Annotated in this window: 17 protein-coding genes and 1 pseudogene; 8 read left to right on the top strand and 10 right to left on the bottom strand. The window is 63.3% G+C overall.

The features are described from left to right. Nucleotides 1-260, top strand: a pseudogene (locus C515_RS0115165) (IS630 family transposase); the annotation flags it as partial. 212 nt (nucleotides 261-472) lie between these two features. Here C515_RS0115165 and C515_RS0115160 read toward each other — a convergent pair. Both C515_RS0115160 and C515_RS0115155 read right to left on the bottom strand, forming a co-directional pair. Then, entirely contained in the window at nucleotides 473-1126 is a 654-nt protein-coding gene (locus tag C515_RS0115160; RefSeq protein WP_028456216.1) for an RluA family pseudouridine synthase, read from the bottom strand. A gap of 318 nt (nucleotides 1127-1444) precedes the next feature. After that, complete coding sequence (locus C515_RS0115155; protein ID WP_081686992.1) at nucleotides 1445-3073, bottom strand: WG repeat-containing protein; 1629 nt, start codon at nucleotides 3071-3073, stop codon at nucleotides 1445-1447. Nucleotides 3074-3400: 327 nt separating this feature from the next. Between C515_RS0115155 and C515_RS0115150 the strand changes: the two genes are divergently transcribed. Together C515_RS0115150 and ada are read left to right on the top strand one after the other, a co-directional pair. After that, entirely contained in the window at nucleotides 3401-4165 is a 765-nt protein-coding gene (locus tag C515_RS0115150) for an SDR family oxidoreductase (protein WP_028456214.1), read from the top strand. 320 nt (nucleotides 4166-4485) lie between these two features. Then, on the top strand, nucleotides 4486-5580 hold the full coding sequence (gene ada, locus C515_RS21420) for a bifunctional DNA-binding transcriptional regulator/O6-methylguanine-DNA methyltransferase Ada (protein WP_043649896.1): 1095 nt from the start codon (nucleotides 4486-4488) through the stop codon (nucleotides 5578-5580). 97 nt (nucleotides 5581-5677) lie between these two features. Here ada and C515_RS0115140 read toward each other — a convergent pair whose 3' ends face one another. The 5 genes from C515_RS0115140 to ychF all read right to left on the bottom strand — a co-directional run bounded on the left by C515_RS0115140 (nucleotide 5678) and on the right by ychF (nucleotide 12118). Beyond that, the gene (locus C515_RS0115140) at nucleotides 5678-6262 is read right to left on the bottom strand and encodes a YiiX family permuted papain-like enzyme (protein ID WP_028456213.1); all 585 of its coding nucleotides are present in this window, start codon (nucleotides 6260-6262) and stop codon (nucleotides 5678-5680) included. Beyond that, nucleotides 6201-6461: a hypothetical protein gene (locus C515_RS23675; RefSeq protein ID WP_144290486.1), complete on the bottom strand. Its 261-nt coding sequence runs from the start codon at nucleotides 6459-6461 to the stop codon at nucleotides 6201-6203. Before C515_RS23675 ends, C515_RS0115140 begins: the two co-directional genes overlap by 62 nt. Before the next feature lie 27 nt (nucleotides 6462-6488). Next, nucleotides 6489-7343: a DNA damage-inducible protein D gene (dinD, locus tag C515_RS0115135; protein WP_028456212.1), complete on the bottom strand. Its 855-nt coding sequence runs from the start codon at nucleotides 7341-7343 to the stop codon at nucleotides 6489-6491. 30 nt (nucleotides 7344-7373) lie between these two features. Next, nucleotides 7374-10901, bottom strand: a complete 3528-nt coding sequence (locus C515_RS0115130) for a class I SAM-dependent DNA methyltransferase (RefSeq protein ID WP_028456211.1) — start codon at nucleotides 10899-10901, stop codon at nucleotides 7374-7376. A gap of 125 nt (nucleotides 10902-11026) precedes the next feature. After that, nucleotides 11027-12118 (bottom strand): redox-regulated ATPase YchF, encoded by a 1092-nt coding sequence (ychF, locus tag C515_RS0115125; protein WP_028456210.1) that lies wholly within the window; start codon nucleotides 12116-12118, stop codon nucleotides 11027-11029. 220 nt (nucleotides 12119-12338) lie between these two features. On the opposite strand from ychF, the gene C515_RS24095 reads away from it, so the two are divergent. The 4 genes from C515_RS24095 to C515_RS21410 all read left to right on the top strand — a co-directional run bounded on the left by C515_RS24095 (nucleotide 12339) and on the right by C515_RS21410 (nucleotide 17257). After that, nucleotides 12339-13574: a hypothetical protein gene (locus C515_RS24095; protein ID WP_051305008.1), complete on the top strand. Its 1236-nt coding sequence runs from the start codon at nucleotides 12339-12341 to the stop codon at nucleotides 13572-13574. 1 nt (nucleotide 13575) lies between these two features. Next, nucleotides 13576-14379, top strand: a complete 804-nt coding sequence (locus C515_RS22715; RefSeq protein ID WP_051305007.1) for a DUF1266 domain-containing protein — start codon at nucleotides 13576-13578, stop codon at nucleotides 14377-14379. Between the two features lie 7 nt (nucleotides 14380-14386). Then, the gene (locus tag C515_RS0115110; RefSeq protein ID WP_081686990.1) at nucleotides 14387-16399 is read left to right on the top strand and encodes a DUF4034 domain-containing protein; all 2013 of its coding nucleotides are present in this window, start codon (nucleotides 14387-14389) and stop codon (nucleotides 16397-16399) included. Nucleotides 16400-16696: 297 nt separating this feature from the next. Continuing rightward, nucleotides 16697-17257, top strand: a complete 561-nt coding sequence (locus tag C515_RS21410) for a hypothetical protein (RefSeq protein WP_051305006.1) — start codon at nucleotides 16697-16699, stop codon at nucleotides 17255-17257. Between the two features lie 181 nt (nucleotides 17258-17438). On the opposite strand, the gene C515_RS21405 is transcribed toward C515_RS21410, so the two are convergent. Further along, a complete protein-coding gene (locus C515_RS21405; RefSeq protein ID WP_043649893.1) occupies nucleotides 17439-17723 on the bottom strand; it encodes a hypothetical protein in 285 nt (94 codons plus the stop codon). A gap of 351 nt (nucleotides 17724-18074) precedes the next feature. Between C515_RS21405 and C515_RS0115095 the strand changes: the two genes are divergently transcribed. After that, on the top strand, nucleotides 18075-19118 hold the full coding sequence (locus C515_RS0115095; protein ID WP_028456207.1) for a threonine aldolase family protein: 1044 nt from the start codon (nucleotides 18075-18077) through the stop codon (nucleotides 19116-19118). 190 nt (nucleotides 19119-19308) lie between these two features. On the opposite strand, the gene C515_RS23170 is transcribed toward C515_RS0115095, so the two are convergent. Further along, nucleotides 19309-19557, bottom strand: coding sequence for an NTF2 fold immunity protein (locus C515_RS23170; protein WP_158380846.1), 249 nt, complete (start codon nucleotides 19555-19557; stop codon nucleotides 19309-19311). 159 nt (nucleotides 19558-19716) lie between these two features. Beyond that, nucleotides 19717-19992 (bottom strand): transposase (locus tag C515_RS21400; RefSeq protein WP_028456358.1); only part of this gene is annotated, 276 nt, incomplete at its 5' end.

The raw sequence follows: 19992 nt of genomic DNA, 5'->3' as shown, positions 1-19992 counted from the left end.
CCAAAAATCCGCGCATCCATCTGCACTTCACTCCGACCAGTGCGTCCTGGCTGAATCTGGTCGAGCGTTTTTTTCGCGACCTGACCGATGACCAGCTGCGCCGGGGTGTGTTTCGCAGCGTCGGGGAGCTGGAGGAAACCATTGCGCGCTACCTTGAGCAGCGCAACGCCACCCCCAAGCCTTACCGCTGGACCGCGACGTCATCTGCGATATTGGAAAAGGTTGCGAAAGCTAAAGATTCGTTGCGCTCAGAGCACTAGCGGCATGCTGAAACCAGACCCGGCCATTGGGCGGAACAGCCGGCTGGTGCTGGCGTGAGCGCGCCAGGCGGGGGCAGAAGCGCAAGGCTCTGGCATGCGCCGCCTGCGTTTTTCAGGGGTATGGCTCTATAGCCAATGATGATATTGGGGTGCAGGGATATACCTGGCTCGGATGGGCCTTGTGGTCGCACCGGCCTTCTGGCCAGCCGCTTTCAGAATGGCGCGGGACGTTCCCAGCACAGGCGCTCGCCGCTGACCGGGTGCACGAGTGCGAGCAATTCGGCATGCAGACACAGGCGCGGCGCTTTGGCGCGCCCTGCCGGGCTGGCGTACAACTCGTCGCCGAGGATGGGATGGCCGATGGCCAGCAGGTGCACGCGCAACTGGTGCGACCGCCCGGTGACCGGCTCCAGCGCCACGCGGGTGGCATCCAGTGCCGCATCGTAGCCCAGCGTCGCGAAACGGGTCAGCGAGGGCTTGCCGTTCTCGAAATCGACCATGTGCTTCGGGCGGTTGGGCCAGTCCACATTCAGCGGCAGGTCGATGCTGCCCGAATCCTGCGGCAGTTTGCCCTCGGCCAGCGCCACATAGCGCTTGTCCACCTGCCGGTTCATGAAGAGGATGGAGAGCGCGCGCTGCATCTCGGGCCCGCGCCCGAGCACCAGGAGGCCCGAGGTATCCATGTCCAGCCGGTGCACGATCATCGCATCCGGGTAGTCCTGCATTACCCGCGCCACCAGGCAATCGGCCTTGTGCTCGCCACGTCCCGGCACGGACAAGAGGCCGGCTGGCTTGTTGACGACCACCAGATGCGCGTCGGCATAAACCAGGTCGAGGCCAGTGTTGGCGGGAGGAGCGTAGGTCATGGTGCGGGTCCGGAAAACGAGCGCGCAGTCTACCACGCGCGTCCTTTCCGGCTGAAACCGGGCCAGTCCGTCTGCCCTTCGCCGCGAAGACAAGGCCAGCAGACCGGACAGGCGGCGCATCGTACGGCGCTTGCGCCGTGGCGGATGGCGCTGCCGCTTGTGCGGGCCGCGGTCTGCTCAGGTCAGGCGCTGCCTGTGCTCTGCGTTTCCGCCTGGGATTTGCCGCGCTGCTGCATATTTATAAGGTGGTGTATTGCCTGAAAGCCATTTTCAGTGTTGGCTTTCAGGCTTATACCCATTGCAGATGATTGCGCGGATTTACAGCGGACAATAACTGTCCGCCTTTTCCGGCCAGATGGGTTCGTTGCGGGCATTGAGCAGTTGCTGTGCGCCGCAGGGCAGATTGCGCACCATCAGCAACTGGCGGCCATCCAGCGCATACACGCCACGGATGGCCTGAAAGCGCTGCGCCATACTGTCGCGCGAGGCGCCGTCCTCCTGGTCGTAGGTGAAGAAGACGCCCAGATCCTTGCGCACCTGCAGCTCCGGTGCGGCAATCAGCGTAAGGCGTCGGCCCTGTCTGTTGAAAACGTGCGTCAGACCATCCGGGGTGGCGGCCGTCAGCAGCGTGCCGGTCGGGTCTGCCCAGAAATGCGCGTAACCTTCGGATTTGACGAGCACCTTCTCCGTGCGATCCATCAGCCCCATGCCCGGCACCGCAATGCCGTCTTCCGCCCCGCCGTGCCGCCCTGCCGGGGCATCCTTGGTGCTGAAGGTCAGCAGATCGGCGCCGAGCGTGCCCATGGCGATATAGCCCTCGCCCCTGGTCAGCGGCTGGCCGCTGTCGGTGTCGAACAGCGTGATCGCATAGTCGAAAACGGTCTGGCCCTTGAAGGCCGTCGCCAGCCCCGGGCTGTCGTCATATCCGCCGATGCGGTTGTAGCCGGCACCGTAGACATAATCCCATTCCTGCGCGCCCTGCCAGTTGCCATCACGCTTGATCAGGCCGTACTTGCCATTGTCCGGGTGTCTGGCGAAGGCAAACTGCTTGCCGAAGGGCTCGCAACTGGTAAAGCGGGGTGGAATCACCTCCTTGCCCTGGAAGTCCAGATAGCCGCAGCGCTCGTCATCCTTGGTGTGGAAGGCCAGCAGGCCATTGGCCGGCTGGCCCAGGCGGCGCGGCGCCAGCGGCACCACCAGCTTGCCTTCGGCGTTGATCAGGCCGTACAGCGTTTCCGGCTGTGCTTCCGTGGGCTGGCGTTTCACCAGCAGCACGCCATCGCGGATGGGGTCCATGTCATCAAAGTCCACCGCCCAGGATTTGCCGGTTTTGCTGTTGATCAGCCAGGATTTGCCGGATTTTTCCGCCAACACCAGGCCGCCAAGGCTGGCCAGGCTGTGCTCGTTGCTGCTGGCAATGCTGTCAAACTCGGGCGCGGTCAGCGGCTTGCCCTGCAGGTCCAGCAGGCCCTGCCTGCCGTTTTGCTGGTAGACGAGATACTCATCCGCGCCGCCGCGAAAGATGTCTGCGTAGATCTCGTCCGAGATGGGCTTGCCGTCAGCGGTGAACAGGCGGTAGCTCTCATCGTCCTCGGCAATTGCAAACAGGCCATGCCCCAGAAAACGGATCGTGCCCGGATATTGCCCCAGCACCTTGCCGTCCAGCATGCGCAGATTCCAGTTGCCGCCACTGTCGATGACGTAGCGGTCGAATTTGCCGGTGGTGTAGGCGCCTGCCTTGCCGAAAGGCACCAGTACCTTGCCATCCTGATCGACGACGCCGCACTGGTCGTTCAGGCAGAAGGGCACAGCCAGCTTGGCTACGGGCGGTACCGGGTTGTCGCCGGTGGCCGACTGGCTGAGCTCGCAGCCACTCAGACCGGCGAGCAAGCCTGTGAGCGTGCAGGCGAGCAGGGCGGGGCGCAACACCGCATCAGCTAGAGTCATGTCAGCAAATCCTTATAATGCGTAAAAAATATGAAAGCTTGGAGTATTAATTCCGCCACGGCGCTTGACAAGGGAAATCTGCGCACAAGCGGGCTGCTGCGTGTGCAGACCCGCTGGCGCAGACAGGTTTTATGCTGGGTATATCTTTGCAGCCTTTTTCTAAAAAGGGCTGTGGGCAGATACCTTGCCAGTTTCTGACTGACTGCCAGCCTGCCGGGATTGCATGGCAAGAACCGGAGTGTGGCGGCTGGCCGGGGCGGATAGTGTTGCGCCTGACGCTGCGCTGCCATGGGGGCTGCGCAGGACAGTGACAATCAGGAGAACGCAATGCTGGCATTACAGGACAAGGTGGCGCTGATTACTGGCGCAAGCTCGGGCATCGGCGCGGCTACCGCGCTGCGGTTTGCGCGCGCCGGCGCACGGGTGCTGCTCACCGGACGGCGTCAGGCGGCGCTGACCGCGCTGGTGCAGGCCATCCGCGCGGGAGGCGGAGAGGCCATCGCCGTGGCGGGCGACATCCGCGATGAGGCGCTGGCCCGGCAACTGGTCGAGGTTGCCGTCGGCGAATACGGCGGGCTGGATATTGCCTTCAACAATGCCGGCAGCACCGGTTCGGCCTGCGCGCTGCCCGAGCTGGCGCTGGCCGACTGGGATGAGGTACTGGCCAGCAATCTGGGCAGCGCCTTTCTCGGCGCCAAATACCAGCTGCCGGCCTTGCTGGCGCGCGGTGGCGGCGCGCTGCTGTTTACCGGCAGCTTTGTCGGCCATACCGCCGGCTTGCCCGGCATGGCGGCTTATGCGGCGGCCAAGGCCGGCCTGGTTGGCATGGTGCAGGTGCTGGCCGCGGAGTACGGCGCGCAGGGCATACGCGTCAACGCGCTGCTGCCCGGCGGCACCGACACCCCGATGGGCAGGGCCGCCACCAGCGCACCCGGGGCACGCGAGTTTGTCGAGGGCCTGCATGCGCTCAAACGCCTGGCGCAGCCGGAAGAAATCGCCGAAGCCGCGCTGTTTCTTGCTTCGCCCGCCGCCAGCTTCATCACCGGCAGCGCCATGCTGGTGGATGGCGGCGTGTCGATTTGCCGCAGCTGAGCCGGGAGCCGTCTGGCCGGGCGGATTTCAGCAATTGCCGAGCGGTCTTGCCAGCAAAACCAATCCTGATTAGATAGCTACCTCAGCAAAGTACAATTCGTCATTCCGGCGTCCCACGGGGATTCTCTTGCGGTCAACGCCGGAATCCAGCGGCAATGCCGGTTTGAGCGGCGCCCTGGATGCCGGCTTTCGCCGGCATGACGAGTTGCTGAGCAGGCTACGCTGGCGGGGCTGCGTAAAAACCAATCCAACCTCAACAGAGCCTAGCAGTACATCAGGATGGGCCGACAAGCCGGCCCGTCGGATTCCGGAGCCCAGCCATGACCACCGATCCTTCCCGCCCGCCGCCCGCCAGCATTACCGATGACCCGCGCTGGGCGCGCATCGTTGCCCGCGACCGCACGGCAGACGGGCAGTTCTGGTATTCGGTCAGCACCACGGGCGTGTACTGCCGGCCCTCCTGCCCCTCGCGGCTGGCCCGGCCGGAACACGTGCGCCTGCACGACACACTGGCAAGCGCACGCGCCAGCGGCTGCCGGCCCTGCCTGCGCTGCCACCCCGACGAGCCCGCCGCGGACAGCCGCCATGCCGAGCTGATTGCGCGTGCCTGCCGCCTGCTCGCCGCGCAGGACGAAGCGCCGCCGCTGGCTGCCCTGGCGGCGCAACTGGGGCTCAGCCCCGGCCATCTGCACCGCCTGTTCAAGGCGCAGACCGGCCTCACGCCCAAGGCCTACGCCAGCGCCCAGCGGGCAGAAAAACTGCGTGCCGCACTGCCGCAGGCCGACAGTGTCACCAGCGCCGCCTACGCCGCCGGTTTCAATTCCAGCGGGCGCTTCTACGAGCAATCCACTGCACTCCTGGGCATGACACCCAGCCGCTACCGGGCCGGCGGCGAGCGCGAGGCGATCCGCTTCGCCATTGGCCAGAGCGCGCTGGGCGCCATCCTGGTCGCCTCCAGCGCGCACGGCGTGGTGGCCATCCTGCTGGGCGATGATCCCGAAGCCCTGTTGCGCGAGTTGCAGGACCGCTTCAGCCGCGCGCAGCTGATCGGCGCCGACGCGGCCTACGAAACACTGGTCGCACAGGTGGTCGCCCTGGTCGAAGCGCCCGGCCTTGGCCACGCCCTGCCGCTGGACGTGCGCGGTACCGCCTTTCAGCAGCGCGTGTGGCAGGCGCTGCGCCAGATTCCTGCCGGCCAGACCGTCTCCTACAGCGAGCTTGCCGCCCGCATCGGCCAGCCCCGCGCCGTGCGTGCCGTCGCCAGCGCCTGCGCCGCCAATTCCCTGGCCGTCGCCATCCCCTGCCACCGCGTCGTGCGCACCGACGGCGCACTCGCCGGTTACGCCTGGGGCATCGACCGCAAGCGCGAACTGCTGGCGCGGGAGGCCGGCACCGGCACGACGGCCGAGCGCTGAAGCGGGCGCGGCCCGCAAGTCTCCCGCCATAGCGGGGCGGCTCTGCACGGCTGACCCTGGCACGGGCCACGCACGATTGGCTGCCTGGCAGCCTGTACTACAGCGTGCGCAGATTGTCGGCGCTGAACATCGCCGCCGGCGAGATCACCGTTTCAGCCAGCGGCACCGCCTTGCCATACCGCTCGCGCAGCTTGGCGGCGACCGCCGGATCATCCAGCCGGAAGTCGCGCAGTTTTTGCGTTTCCCCGAGGCGGATACCCAGCGCGCGCTCGTAGCTTTTCCACACCAGCTCGGAACAATAGATGCGCTGGTCCGACCATTCGAAGGTCAGGTCGTAGGATTTGCCGAGATAGCGTTCGGCCTCCTTGCGCAGCCGCGCGGCCTGCGCCGGGCTCAAGCCCGCTTTCAGGCGCTTCGCCACCAGCTTGCCGCCCTTGCCGCGCGCCGCCCACTCCGCCAGTGGCGTATAGCGCACCGTGCTCACCGCCTCCAGCACATAGGGCTGACCGTGCTTCAGAAACACCATGCCCATGTGGCTGTACTTCGACCCCGTCGCCCGCTGCACCGCCAGGCTCTGCGTCGAGCGCGAGGTATGAAACACCAGATCGCCATCCTGCACATCAGGCAGAACCGCGAAGGCTGGCGCAGCCAGCGTGAACAGGAAGAAGGGCAGGCAGCGCATCGTGCATTTCCTTGCTGTAGATACAGGCTGCTGTATAAGGCGGAAGCCATTTATCTGCAATGGCTACGCTCATATACACATCAATTTTAATACGGTGAACTGAAGACAATAAGCCGCATGATGGCAACGTAGCTGATAAAACCGAGAGCCTGTTCACCGGATGGAAATTCACCACAGTTTTTGCGGCGAGTATGGGCATTACTCGCTGCAGCAATGCTACGAAGGCTTATTCTTCGTCCGTATTTTTCAGGCGTTTTTGCCTGGCCCTTTCCAGCTGCCCAATACTTTGCTCGGGTGTGGGCAAATCTTCCGGCATCGTGCCGCCCAGCTCTTCAATGGTCTGGCGGACTTTCTGGCCAACCTCGTAATGCGTAAGGTTGGCTTGCTGCTTGCTCTGCACGCCATCACGACGCAGCTTTTCCTCGGTTTGCGTGGCGCGGAACAGGTTGGCTGCCAGCTCGGTGCTGCCCATGTGATCCAGAATTTTCTGGCTTTTCTTCAGCCCCTTGTGGGCATGGATGTCTTTCTGCCCCATGCCGCCATATAGACCCCGGTAACCGTGATCCTGAAAAATGGCGAAATCTTTTGATTCGACCACCCCCGCATCCTGCGCTGCAGCAGCCAGATACTTGTTGTGCTGTGCCAGCTCGTTGCGGATGGCCAGCCGCTTCTCGTCTTCGGTCAGCCGGGCAAATTGTGCGTTGTCGGCCAGCTCCTGCCGGCGGGTCTGGATGGCGAAATACGTCTGGCCATTGGCGATGACCGGCTTGCTTGGGTCGCCGTTCTGCACGATCAGGTAGCAGGCGTAGCGGGATAGCCGAACGTCCTCAATCTCGCGTTTTGCACCAGAACCGATTTCGACCATTTTGTCGGAATCAACAAAATGGTCACTTACTACCTTGCCTGAACGCTCACAGGCGATACGGGCTTTGTTCATCACCAGCACAAAATTGCGCCAGGCCTGGTAGTCCAGCAACGGGGCCAACTCGCGAGCCAGCCAGAACTCGTTACCTTCTTCATCCTTGTGGCGAATACCTTCAAAACTTGCGTGCGGTGTTTGGCCGATTTTGTCCTGCACCATTCCTTTCTCCTTCACACGTTGGTCTGTTGTTTACGCCAGCCACTGCAGGCGCCCGTCGTCCAGCCGCTGCACACGATGCACGCTTTCCAGCGTGGCGATAATCTGCAGCAGGGCTTCGCGCTGGTTTTTGCCCAGCCGGCTGAACTGGCTGGCCAGCTGCTCGGCATCCAGCGGCGCACTGACGGCTTGCAGTACCTCGGAAACTGCCTTGACCTGCTCCAGCAGTGTTTTGGGCCATGGGCTGGCCTTGCTCGTGATGGGAGTGGCGACGGTGGCGGGCTGTTCGAGCGTCACTGCCAGCTCGCCGGTTTGTGGTGCCGGAGTCGCCGCCGGGTTCTGGAACTCCGGGCGCAGCCAGCGGACATGGCCTTGCGCTTCCTCGCGCTGGCGCTCGGCATTCAGCGCAACCAGTCGCTCCAGCACCCGTGCGGAGAAATGTTCGGCAGCTTGTGCGCGGTCGGTCGGCAGACTGCGGTAGAGATTGTCGCGGTCAGCACCCGCCGGCATCGGCCAGTCGGTCTTGGCCGCATGGCCTTGCGCCACATCCAGCAGCGGCTGCAAATCCCACCAGCCGTAGGCATCGACAACAGTATGGTCGAGATCGTCATGCAGACTGCGCAGCACACTGACCAGCCCCAGCGTATTGATCTGCTGTTCCTTGGCGGTTAGCGTCGTGCCGGTTTTGAGTTTTTCCAGCACGTTGTAGAGGCCGGTCAGCGTCAGGCTGGCGTGGGTGGCGAGCACCTTCTTGCGGTGCGCGTCCAGCGCTTCGGCCAGCTCGCGGATGCGGGCTTGCTGTTCGAGCGTGGCGGCAGGGAAGGGAAAGGGCTCGAAGCAACGCGATTTGTTGTAGCGCGGCCGATCTTCCAGCGTGCCGCCCGCCGCCAAAGCCCATGCCACATGCACGCGGCTGGAAAGAATGCCGAGGTGGAAGGCGTCCGGCAATGCAAACATGACTGTCGTACTGTCGCAAATGTCCTGTGCATCAACGAAAACGAAGGTTCGATGCTTGGCCGTCAACGATGCGGCAATTGCTCTGTCACATCCTGCCAATGATGGGCGGAAAGTGCTTCTTGCTTCACCAAAAATCCACCAACGCTCTCTAAGCGCTGACCGATTATTGTGATCACGTTCTGGCTTTACCTTTTCATATACCCATTGATAGATCGCTGGGTATTCCGCACGCACCGTTTCTGCATTCAGGCCAAAAAGATCAATGGCAAATCCGCGGCTATCGCTTTGCGTGATGTCAGAGCCGGTAACCAAACGGCGAATGCGTGCCCTTGGCTGGCCAAACAAGGGATCAAGCTGGCGTGCTTGCTCCGCATCGACACGAAAACCCTTTCCCGTCAGTTGGTAACCGACACAGCAAATGCCTTCATTGGCGCGCAAGGCCGGCGCCGCCGCTGCGTCTACCCCGATGGTAAGCCCAGGGGTGATTTGCCCGGTTTGCTGTGAAAGGGTGACAACAATTTCGTCATTCTCACCCGATGCTTCCGACAGAACATTGCTGAGTCGGCCATTCTCCGAGCCCGTACCCCCTACAGTCATGGCTACCCTGACTGCCGCACCGTCCGCACTATCTACCCAGGGATGATCGGGAATGGCAAAGGACAAACGAATTTTGTCTGCCAGCCAGCGCTCCAGCACGGCACGGTTAAATGTCTGACGTAGGCTGTTTGTTGTAATCAAACCAAAACGAGCCGCCATGCCTTTCGCAACGATTTCTGCCGAGCGATGCCACCAGTACATCACAAAATCGGCATTATCAGGCACGTCTGGATAAAGGTTGCGCACCGCATCCAGATAGCCATCACCCAATGCCAAACGAATCGTGCGCGCGCCAATAAACGGCGGGTTGCCGACGATGTAATCGGCGCGGGGCCAGTCGGGGATGCTCGGGTTCAGATAGCGCAGCAGCGGCACGCGGACGCTGTCGTCCGGCACCAGCTCGCCCGTTACCGGATGCGGTTTGCGGGTTTTGCCATCCCAGCGGGTTTGTGGCTGGCCGTGTTCGTCCAGCACCGGCTCGGTGCCGCTATAGGCCAGCACGGCATCGCGGCATTCGATGTTCTTGAAATCGCGCAGAATCGGCGTAGGCGGCAGGCCGCTGCCCTTGGTGCGGTAATGCCATTGCAGATAGCCGATCCACAGCACCAGCTCGGCCACCGCAGCGGCGCGCGGGTTGAGCTCGATGCCGAGAAACTGGTGCGGGTCGACCGTCAGCCCTTCGGTTTCCAGTGCGGCGCTGGCGCCAAAATCTTCTAGCAGCGCCAGCACTTCACCTTCCAGGCGCTTCATGTGTTCCATGGCGATATACAGAAAATTGCCCGAGCCGCAGGCCGGATCAAGCACCGTGGTCTGGCACAGCTGGTAATGAAAACGCATCAGCACATCACGCGCATCTTTCAGCTTGCCGTCGCTGCCGAGCGTCAGTGCAGCGGTTTGCACCAGCTGCCATTGTGCGCGCAGTGGCTCGATCACCGTGGGCCAAACAAGCCGTTCCACATAAGCGCGCGGCGTGTAGTGCGCGCCGAGGCTGTGGCGCTCGTCAGTGCTGAGCGCGCGTTCGATCAGCGTGCCGAAAATGGCTGGCTCAACGTGTCGCCAGTCCTGCTTGGCTGCGCTCAGCAGCGCTTCGATTTGCGCCAGCGTCAGCGGCAAGGCAGACGGGTCTTTGAACAGCTTGCCGTTGAAATGCGGTACGGCTAGATCAAGCGCAACCGAATAACCGCCCTTGTCCATCTTGGCCCAGAGCTCTTCCAGCTTGTGCGGCAGGCTTTCGATCTTGGTGCGGCAATCGCTCAGGAGTCTGGTGAAGGTTTTTTCTGGCAACAGCCCGACGTCTTCGGCAAACATGGTGAACAGGCTGCGGGTAAGAAAGGCAGCCACTTGCTGCGGCCGGTGCTGCTGTTCCAGCGTGCGGGCAAGCTCGGCCAGTTGCAGCGACACCTGGCGGGTGACTTCAGCGCTGATCAGCTCGGGATTGAGCGCCTGCGGGTTGAGCCAGATTTGCCGCAGGCGTTCGCGTACTTCCGGCTTGGCCAGATCGGTGATCGCAATCTTGTAGCTGGCCTTGTCGGGGTACATCGCATAGCTGCGGTCGCCGTCATTGAACTGGGCATACAACGCGAGATAGCGACCGACATTCGCCACGATCAGGAATACCGGGCGCGGCTCGTAATCGGGCAGGGCGCGGGCGTAGGCTTCGGCTTGCGCACGGGCTTCGGTCAGCTTGTTTTCCGCCCCCTGATTGCCCGGTTTGCCGGTGTTGAAACTCTTGGCCTCGAAGATGAAGCTGCCCCGGCAATACACATCGATAAAGCGGCTGGTGCCCGCACTGAGGCCATCCAGCGATTTGATGTAACGCTCGGCGACATAGGCATTCAGCGTATCGTCATCGTGTGCAGGCTGGCGTTTTGGCACGCCCAGCAGATCACACAGATCATCGAAAAACAGCTGGTAATTGGCGCGCTCACTGCCAGCCACCCCATCCCAGCGGTCAATAAAAACCTCGGGAGTCATCAAGGGGGCAAGGGGTGCAAGTGAGGTGGTCATAGCGCGTCCTGCTGTCGTTCATTGTCAAGAAACAGGAGGGTAGCATAAAGCAATGCCCCGCAATTGCGGGGCATTGTGGGTATGCGCCTGCAGCCCAATCAAATATTGGGTTGCATGGCTATACATTACACATTGAACAGGAAGTTCAAGACGTCACCGTCCTTCACCACGTAGTCCTTGCCTTCGGCGCGCATCTTGCCGGCTTCCTTGGCGCCCTGTTCGCCCTTGTACTGGATGAAGTCGTCGAACGAGATGGTTTGCGCGCGGATGAAGCCGCGCTCGAAGTCGGTGTGGATCACGCCGGCGGCCTGCGGGGCGGTGTCGCCCTTGTGGATGGTCCAGGCGCGCACTTCCTTCACGCCGGCGGTGAAGTAGGTTTGCAGGCCCAGCAGGTCAAAACCGGCGCGGATCAGGCGGTTCAGGCCCGGCTCTTCCAGGCCCAGCTCGGCGAGGAATTCGGCCTTGTCCGCGTCGTCCAGCTCGGCGATTTCCGACTCAATAGCCGCGCACACGGCGACGACCGGCGCGCCTTCCTTGGCGGCGTGTTCTTTCACGCGGTCGAGCAGCGGGTTGTTCTGGAAGCCGTCTTCCGCCACGTTGGCGACGTACATCGCCGGCTTGATGGTCAACAGGCACAGCGACTTGATCGCCAGCTTGTCGTCGTCCGACAGGCCCGCCGAGCGTGCCGGCAGGCCTTCGTTGAGGTGGGGCAGCAGCTTTTCCAGCACCTTGATCTGGGCCAGCGCTTCCTTGTCGCCGGACTTGGCCTTCTTGCCTTCGCGCTGGATGGCCTTCTCGACGGTCGCGAGGTCGGCCAGCGCCAGTTCGGTGCCGATGACGATGATGTCGTCGATCGGGTCGATGCGGCCGGCGACGTGCACGATGTTGTCGTTCTCGAAGCAGCGCACGACGTTGACGATGGCATCCGTCTCGCGGATGTTGGCGAGGAACTGGTTGCCCAGGCCCTCACCCTTGGAGGCGCCCGCCACCAGACCGGCGATGTCGACGAATTCGACGATGGCCGGGACGATTTTCTGCGGGTTGATGATTTCGGCGAGTTGCGCCAGGCGCGCGTCGGGGACTTCCACGATGCCGACGTTCGGCTCGATGGTGCAGAAGGGATAGTTGGCGGCTTCGATGCCGGCCTTGGTCAAGGCATTGAAGAGGGTGGACTTGCCGACGTTGGGCAGGCCGACGATACCGCATTTCAGACTCATGGAATTCCCCGTGCTCGCCGTCTGGCCGACGGCGACAAAAATGGCAAAGCGCTGATTTTACCCGATTTCCGGCTCGCCCCGCAGCGTCCGTGCCGGGCGGGGCTGGCGGCTGGCCAGCGCCGTGCCGCTGTGACATTGCTCGCTCGCTGGGGTTTGGCGTCGTGCAATCACGGCCTGATTTGTGTAAATATTGCGTCAGTTTCCCGACTTGATGCTTGTGATGACCCTGCAGCAGACCAAGGGCGTGCCCGCCGCCATGGCCGCCGATGCCTACCAGCCCCGTGATGTCGTCAATGCCCCGGCCGTCAAGGCTGCCATCGCCGCGCGCAGCGTCGCGCGCGGCGACGATGCCGAGATCGCCGCCTGGTTGCTCAACCATTTCTACCGCTGGGCCATCGGCTGCTTCGACGGCGTGCTGGCGCTGGCCGATGCCGCGCAGTACCGGCAGCTGTGCGGCGACGCGGCCTGCCCGTCCTGGCTGCTGAAAAAATGGCAGCAGGGCGAGCCGGTATTCTTTCTCGACCCCGAGCACATCCTGCTGGTCGAGCGCGAGCGGCAATTGTGCGAATTCCTGCTGGCACGGCGCGGCACGCGGCTGGAGCACAAGCTGCAGCGCATCAGCTGCATGCAGGCGCTGGCGCTGTGGGAAGAAGAACACCTGCGCATGCAAAAGCGCCGCAACAAGGGCTGGGTGCCCAGCAGCGGGCTGGCCTTGCGCCAGGTGTGGCGGGGTGAAACCGGCACCTTTTTCGAATTTGACGCGCAAAGCCCGCACCTGCGCGAGGAAATGGCCTACGAATCCTTCCACATGCAGCATTGCCTCGGGCAATTCCAGGATCGCAAGCGCCTGCGCGGCGGCTATGGCGAGCAGTACGCCAGCGCCGCAGCGGCGGGCAAGCTGCGACTGTTTACCCTGCGCAGCGCCGGCAATACGCCGCATGTGACGATCAGTGTCGACTGCAGCAAGGGCACGCTGACGCTTGATCAACTCAAGGGCAAGCAGAATCGACCGCCGATCCACAGGTATCAGGCCGATGTTCTTGCCCTGCTTGGGCTGCTGGGCATTACCCCCCAGTCGCATCATGACTGCGAGGCCATGGGCATTGTGCCGGCCGGCCCGGCGGACGCACGCAGCGGCTGGGAAACCGTCTTTGCTACTCCGGATGAAACGCTGCGCTTCAATGTGCTCAGCCGCCATCCCGGCCTGCTGGCGCAGCAGGCGGATACGCCGCTTGCGCTGCAATGGCTGGCGCTGAGCGTGCGCCCTTACGACCCGCCGGCGACGGCCGGCTATGCTGCCGTGCCGCAGCTCACGGCCTTGCTGCAGGCCGAAGAAGCCGACGCCGCAGCGAGCGTACTGCCTGCAGAGTGGCAGGACTGGCTGGGCGGGCGCGGCGCGCCGCTGCAGATCGACGGCATTGTCCTGCCCGCGCTGGCGGCCTGGCGCGAGGTGTGAGATGAAAACCCTGTTCAAGATTCTGGCCGGCCTGCTGGTGCTGGCCCTGCTGCCGCTGTTCCTGCTCTGGCGCCTGCTGCGCGCGCTGCTGCCCGGCCGACCCGGCAAAGAGCCCGAGCCCGCCGCAGCCGCCGAGCCCGGCCTGCCGGCGCAGTACCGGCGGCGCTGGGCGCTGGCGCTGGCCGATATTCTGCTGCGCCGCAACCAGTTGCCCACCGACAGCGCCGAGCTGCTCCTGCCGCTTGAATCTGCCGCGCGCGAAAAACTGCGCGCCGCCGTGCTGGCGGAGTGCGGTCTGGCCGGGCTGCCCGCCGCTGACCAGCCGGCCGCTGCGCGGCGTCTGCTGCGGCAATGGCTGGGTGGCTTCAGCGACGAGCATCACTACTTTTATTCGCATTGCGCCGAGCATGAGTCGGTGCGCGATGCGCTGGCCTTTGACTGCGCGCGTGTCGCCTTTCTGGTGCGCTGCCTGGCCTTGCTGGAGCTGATCCCGCAGGACGAAGCCTGGCTGGTGCTGTTCCTGAACGCGCAGCGGGCACAGGATGTGTTCCGCGGCTGGGACGATTTCGGCATGGCGTATGCGCGCGCCCGCGCCGTCTGGGTGCGGCACGCCGGGCAGGGCGGCCCGGCCTCGCAGCGCGCCCGCCTTGAGGTCGAGGACTACCTGGGCCTGAGCGGCGGCAACTGGCGCACGCTGCCCTGGGCCGCCGCCGCCATCTTTGCGCCCGAGCCGCTGGTGCCGGTGGCGGCTGCCGATTCCGATCCTTCATCCAGCGCCGCGCCGGCGCTGGCCACCATGAACTGAGCCGACCATGACCCTTGCCTCTCCCGACCTGCTTGCAGCAAACGCGCTGCACCAGCCTGTCTATCCGGAATACCCTACTGCTGTATCAGTTGCAGACCCTTTGCAGTATTTGCCTGCGGGTGAATACCTTGAGTTTGATCGCCGCTTGCGCGCGGCCAACGCTGCCGCACTGAGCGATCGCGACGCCGAGGCGCGCTATACCGACTGGTTGTATGAAGAATGCGAGCCGCTGCTCAAGCTGGGCCATGAAGGGCTGGCGCTGCTGCACGCCTGGCAGCAGGCGCAGCCCGAGTCCGGCCATGCCTGGCTGCTGGAGTGCTGGTACTGGTATCACTGGGCTTACCAGTATCGCGGCTCCGGCTGGGCCAGCTCGGTTACGCCGCTGATGTGGCAGGCGGCGCATGCCTGCAGCGAACGCATGTTCGTCGCCGGCCTGCGCGCACTGGAGCGCGACCCGACGCTGTGGATGGTGCCGGCGCTGATCATGCAGGGTGTCTCCGCCTTTGAGGAAAGCGACTGGCTGCGCAGCCTGTTGCTCACCGGCAAGCAGGGCGAAGCGAGCCTGCGCCTTTCCGCCCCCAACGACACCGCAGAGCAAGCCGAGCTGGCTGAAATGCTGGCACGCTCGGGCATTGCTCTGGACAGCGTGCTGGCCCTGCCGCAGCAGCGCCCGGTTGCCCTGCCCGACGCCTATCAGGGCAAGAAAGCCTTGCGCGGCAAGGATTACTGGCTGCATGCCACGCTGAGCATCCATCCGCAGGCCTTTTTCATCCTGCGCCGCTATGTGTGGTTCCTGCAGCCGCGCTGGGGCGGCAGTCACGAGCGCATCGAGGCCTTTGTCGCCTCGCCGCAATGCGCGCACCTGACCGACGTCGAGCGTGATCGCCTGCTGCATGAAATCTGGCGTGACGATTTCTACAACGATTTCCTGCAGGAAGATACCGATGAAGACGATGCCGAATCCTGGCTGGCCTACACGCGCGAACGACTGGCTGCCGCGCTGCACCCGCAGCACCGCCAGGAGCTATGCCTGTGGCTGATGCGCAGCCTGACGCATCGCCAGCGCTATGACGAAGCCGTCGAGTGCGCGCGCCAGGCGGTGGACCTGCTGCCGCTGGAGGATGAATGGGCGATCGAATACGTGTTCTGGCTGGTGCTGCGCGGCGTGCTGGAGCCGCAATGGATAGCCAGGGCGGTCATCGCCAGCGCGCACGCGCGCAAGACCGTGGGCGCGCGCATTCTCTATGGCCATTTCGCCAGCACCGGCCGCTACGGCTTCGCCCGTGACCTGGCCGTGGGCGAGCGCTGGTTTGCCGAAGTCTTTGCCGAGGCGCCGCAGCACAGCATGTGGCGCACGCTGGCGCAGGATCTCGCGCAGTTCGAACGGCACGAGGAAGTGGTGCAGCTCTGCCTGATGGGCGACCGTGAACAGAATCCGCACTGTGCGGTGACGCTGGGCTACCACTACAACAACGGCCTGGGGGTGGCGGTCGATATTGATCGTGCCTGCGAGTATTACCGGCGCGCCATCGATGCCGGCTATGACCATGCCGCCTACAACCTCCAGATGATCTACGTCGAGCGCGCGCAGCAGGCCGAAGGCCCGACCGAACGCGCGATCTGGGAAAAGGGCGCGATTGAAACCATGCTGCGCGGCATCGAGCTTGGCGAGCCCGATCTGCCCGGCATCTATTACGGCTTCATGGCCAGGCTGGAATCAGCCGAGCTACTCGACGAATACCTGCCGGGCCTGCAGCGCGATGCCGAAACCGGCAACCCGCAGGCGATGGTGGCGCTGGCCGGCATCTACGGCAACAAGCGCAACCGCCGCCACCACAATTACCGCGAAGGCGTACGCTGGCTGATGGGCGCCGAAGCCATCGACCCCGAATTGCCGCTGCTCAAGGAGATCGACGACGAACGCTTCAGCAACGGCTGGCTGGCCTCCATCCGCCTGAGCTGGACGCGCAGCCGCATCGCCCCGCACGAGTTGCCGGGGGTGGATAACCGGATGGTGTGAGGGCGAATGGCGAGTCAGCGTGGCTGGTGTGGCTCACGCCAGCCATCCGGCTGCCGGCGCTCTCGCCAAGGATGAGGTGGCTGCTGGCGATCAGCTTGCCGCGTTCGTCATGGCGCCAGCTGCAGGTTTCGCCAGAGCAGCTGGTGTGCCGCTTCTTGTTGGGCTGGTGGGTATATGTCCGCAGCCTTTTTATTTCATTGGCTACAGGCCTATACCCTTGTGGATTGTTGAGGGGCTGTTTGGGCTCGTTTGCTGCTATTGGCGACGATGCAGGAAGGGTGCCGCACTTGAGCGACATTGCCGCAGACGTGTTGGGTTTCGCTGGCGCTCAACCCAACCTACCGCGCTAGTTGGTCGATTACACTGGGCTTTAACGACCTGGCCGCCTTTGCCGCCGACGACATGTACGCGGTGGGCGGCTACGGCGATGTATGGCGCTTTGACGGCAAGCGCTGGCTGCAGTGCGCTTTCCCCAGCAACGCGCATTTGGAAACCGTGTGTTGCGGTGGCGATGGCCGCGTCTACATCAGCGACCAGAAAGGCAAGGTGTGGGCCGGGCGCGAAAACCGCTGGGAGCTGCTGGCCGACAGCGACCTGCCCTGGGGCAGCCAGCCCATCGACGCGGTATGGTTTGCCGACCGACTAATCCTCGGCGGCTGGGGTGGACTGTTCGCGCTCGATGGCAAGGAACTCGTCCCGCTGCAGGAACTCGACCCACGCTCGCCCAATGCGATGGTCTCGGGCCGGCTCGACGTCAGCCCCTGCGGGCAATTCCTGCTCACCGCCGGCCCCTACGGCGCCTGCCTGTACGACGGCCAGCGCTGGACGCGGCTGTTCAGTATGTTCGATTTCGATTAAGCAGCATCACACAAGCAGTTTTTCATAAGCGAACTGATTACATCTTCATGCACAGCGCGGTAGGTTGGGTTGAGCGTCAGCGAAACCCAACACAGCTACGGCGATTTTGTTCATGTGCAGGCATGGGAAAACCGGGGTCTGGCTCCTGATGCGTTCACAACGCAATGGCGGGATTATGGAATTATATTTTCCCGCGTATGCATTTCATGACAATCTCCCGATACCAGTCCAGCTCCCGGGAGTCAGGCAACACATCCCCGCTGTCCAGTAATGGCAGTGCCATTTCGGCATTAAATCGTTCAATCGCGATGGCTTCATTGGGCGCGTAGATCATATAGCCAGCAACGTCGAAGCCTTGTGCCAGCAGTTGCTCCCGGCGGGCAATAAAGTCCTCCTGCTCGACGCACAGATGGCGAATCTCGTCCTGGCCATCCATCGTCCGCTTGAAAAACTGATACTTTGCCATTGGCCCTCCCGTGCATTGCAAATTGGGGTTTGTCGCACCATGCGAAGCGCGGTGTGCTGGCGCTGCCATGCCGCAAGCAGCCAAAAAGTGATCGTTGTTGGTTGATCCTGACCCTGAGAATTATCTTGGTGCAAAAGTTAGGTGTAAGCAATGGGGTGGCAACAGGGGGCGGGTAAAGCGCCGAAGGTGATCGTTCGCCTGCGACGATCAGTGGCCACCCGGCCGGATTTGCCCTCGTCCTGATACAGACGCCCGCCCATGCCCCGTAGTGGTCGTCGATAACCCCGACTGACTTGCCGCCAGCCTTGCGTTAGGCTCTCCGGCTTAACCCATTTACCGGAGGACCAGCCCATGCACTGGATCGACCTGCGCAGCGACACCGTTACCCCGCCCACTCCCGCAATGCGCCGCGCCATGGCCGAGGCCGACGTGGGCGATGACGTGTACGGTGACGACCCGACGGTGCAGCGCCTCGAAGAACTGGCCTGCGAGCTGCTGGGGAAGGACGCGGCGCTGTTCGTGCCGTCCGGCACCTTCGGCAACCAGCTGGCGCTGTTCACTCACTGCCAGCCCGGTGATGAGGTGATCTGTGGCGAGGATTCCCATCTGGTCTGGCACGAGGTCGGCGCGGCGGCGGTGATTGCCGGCGCCAATCTTCGCCCCGTGCCCACGCAGGCCGGCGAGCTGGGGGCGGACGCCATCCGCCCGCGCATCCGTCCGCCGGGCGACATCCATCTGCCGAAAACCGCGCTGATCGCGCTGGAAAACGCGCATTCCAACGGCCGCGCGCCGCCGCTGGCCGGCATGCAGGCGGTGCGCCGTCTGGCCGATGAAAAAGGCATCGCCGTGCATCTGGATGGCGCGCGGCTCTTCAATGCGGCGGTGGCGCTGGGTGAAGACCCGGCCGCGCTGGCGGCCTGCGCCGATTCGGTGATGGTGTGTCTGTCGAAAGGCCTCGCCGCGCCGGTAGGGTCGCTGCTGCTGGGCTCGCGTGACTTTATCGAGCTTGCGCGCAAGAAACGGAAATTGCTGGGCGGTGGCCTGCGCCAGGTTGGCATTCTCGCCGCCGCCGGCCTGCTGGGCCTCACCGACATGCGCGCGCGCCTGCATGAGGATCACGCCAATGCCAGACTGCTGGCCGATTTGATCGACGGGGCGGCTGGCATTGCGGTGCTGCGCGATCAGCTCGACATCAATCTGGTCTGGTGTCGCGTGCCGGCGTCACTGGATGGCGCACGGCTGGCGGCGGATTTGCTCCGCGATGGCATCAAGATCAACCCGCCGGAAGACGGCCTCTTGCGGCTGGTGACGCACTGGGCGGTGAGCACCGATGATGTTCGCCACAGTGCACGGCAACTGCTGGAGTACATACGTGCACAGGGTATTGCTGCGTAGGCAAACATGGTCATGGGCTGCAGATTTATACCTTGATTGCAGGTAAATTTTACCGACTGCCGGTGGGGATTTGTGCCGTGCCGCTATCGGTTTGCACGGGGATAATGGGTTCCAACGCAAGCGCTGCTTGCAACTCTCCTAGACACGGATTCAGGCCACCTTCGCGGTGGCTTTTTTTCTGCGGTAGACATCATTTGCCGTGACTGATGCGCAGAATGCGCCCATCCGCTTTCGAAATCTCCGCAATTGCCGTACCGCCAGCCTGCTCCTTAGGAAGGGAGCCTGTTACGAACCACTTGCCATTTTTAAGACTTGCTCTGTAAGGTTTTTGCGAGCCGATTTCTTTCTCGCCATAAATTGGTTTCCATACAGCAACCGCGATGGCAATCGCAGTCGTTGCGTCTGGAACATAGCCTTGTGGCGGTCGATAGCTGGGCACCTCGAATAACCCGGCATTTATCAGCTTCCAGTCGGAACCTTACAAACCAGCCCGCTTGCCGGACTGATTTCATTGGGGCTCCAGCATAATTCGAGGCCTTTTTTGCCTCGCGGACCCTGAATTCCCCCGCCTCAGGGGGCCGAGGGGGCGCTTCGGACGTCAGAACGCCTCGATCCCGGCCTCCTTCAGCCAGGTAAACCGTTTCACGTTGTAGGCCAGAGCCTGCATCGTCAGCGCAAAGTCGGCGCGGGCCTGCCCGATGGTGCGGATCAGTTTGCCGCCCATCTGTGCTATTGCGCCGAACACATGCTCAACCCGCGCACGGACTTTGGCGATTCGCTGGTTGCGGCGCTGCTGGCATTCCGACAGCGGCTTGTTCTTGTTCCCTTTGCGCTGTATCCGGCAGCGATAGCCGTTGGCCTTCAGCCACGCTTC

The sequence above is a fragment of the Chitinilyticum litopenaei DSM 21440 genome (genome assembly GCF_000428145.1).
In the GTDB taxonomy this organism is placed as follows: domain Bacteria; phylum Pseudomonadota; class Gammaproteobacteria; order Burkholderiales; family Chitinibacteraceae; genus Chitinilyticum; species Chitinilyticum litopenaei.
The sequence above is the reverse complement of the archived record's forward strand: the minus strand, read 5'-3'. Positions and strand labels throughout refer to the sequence as shown.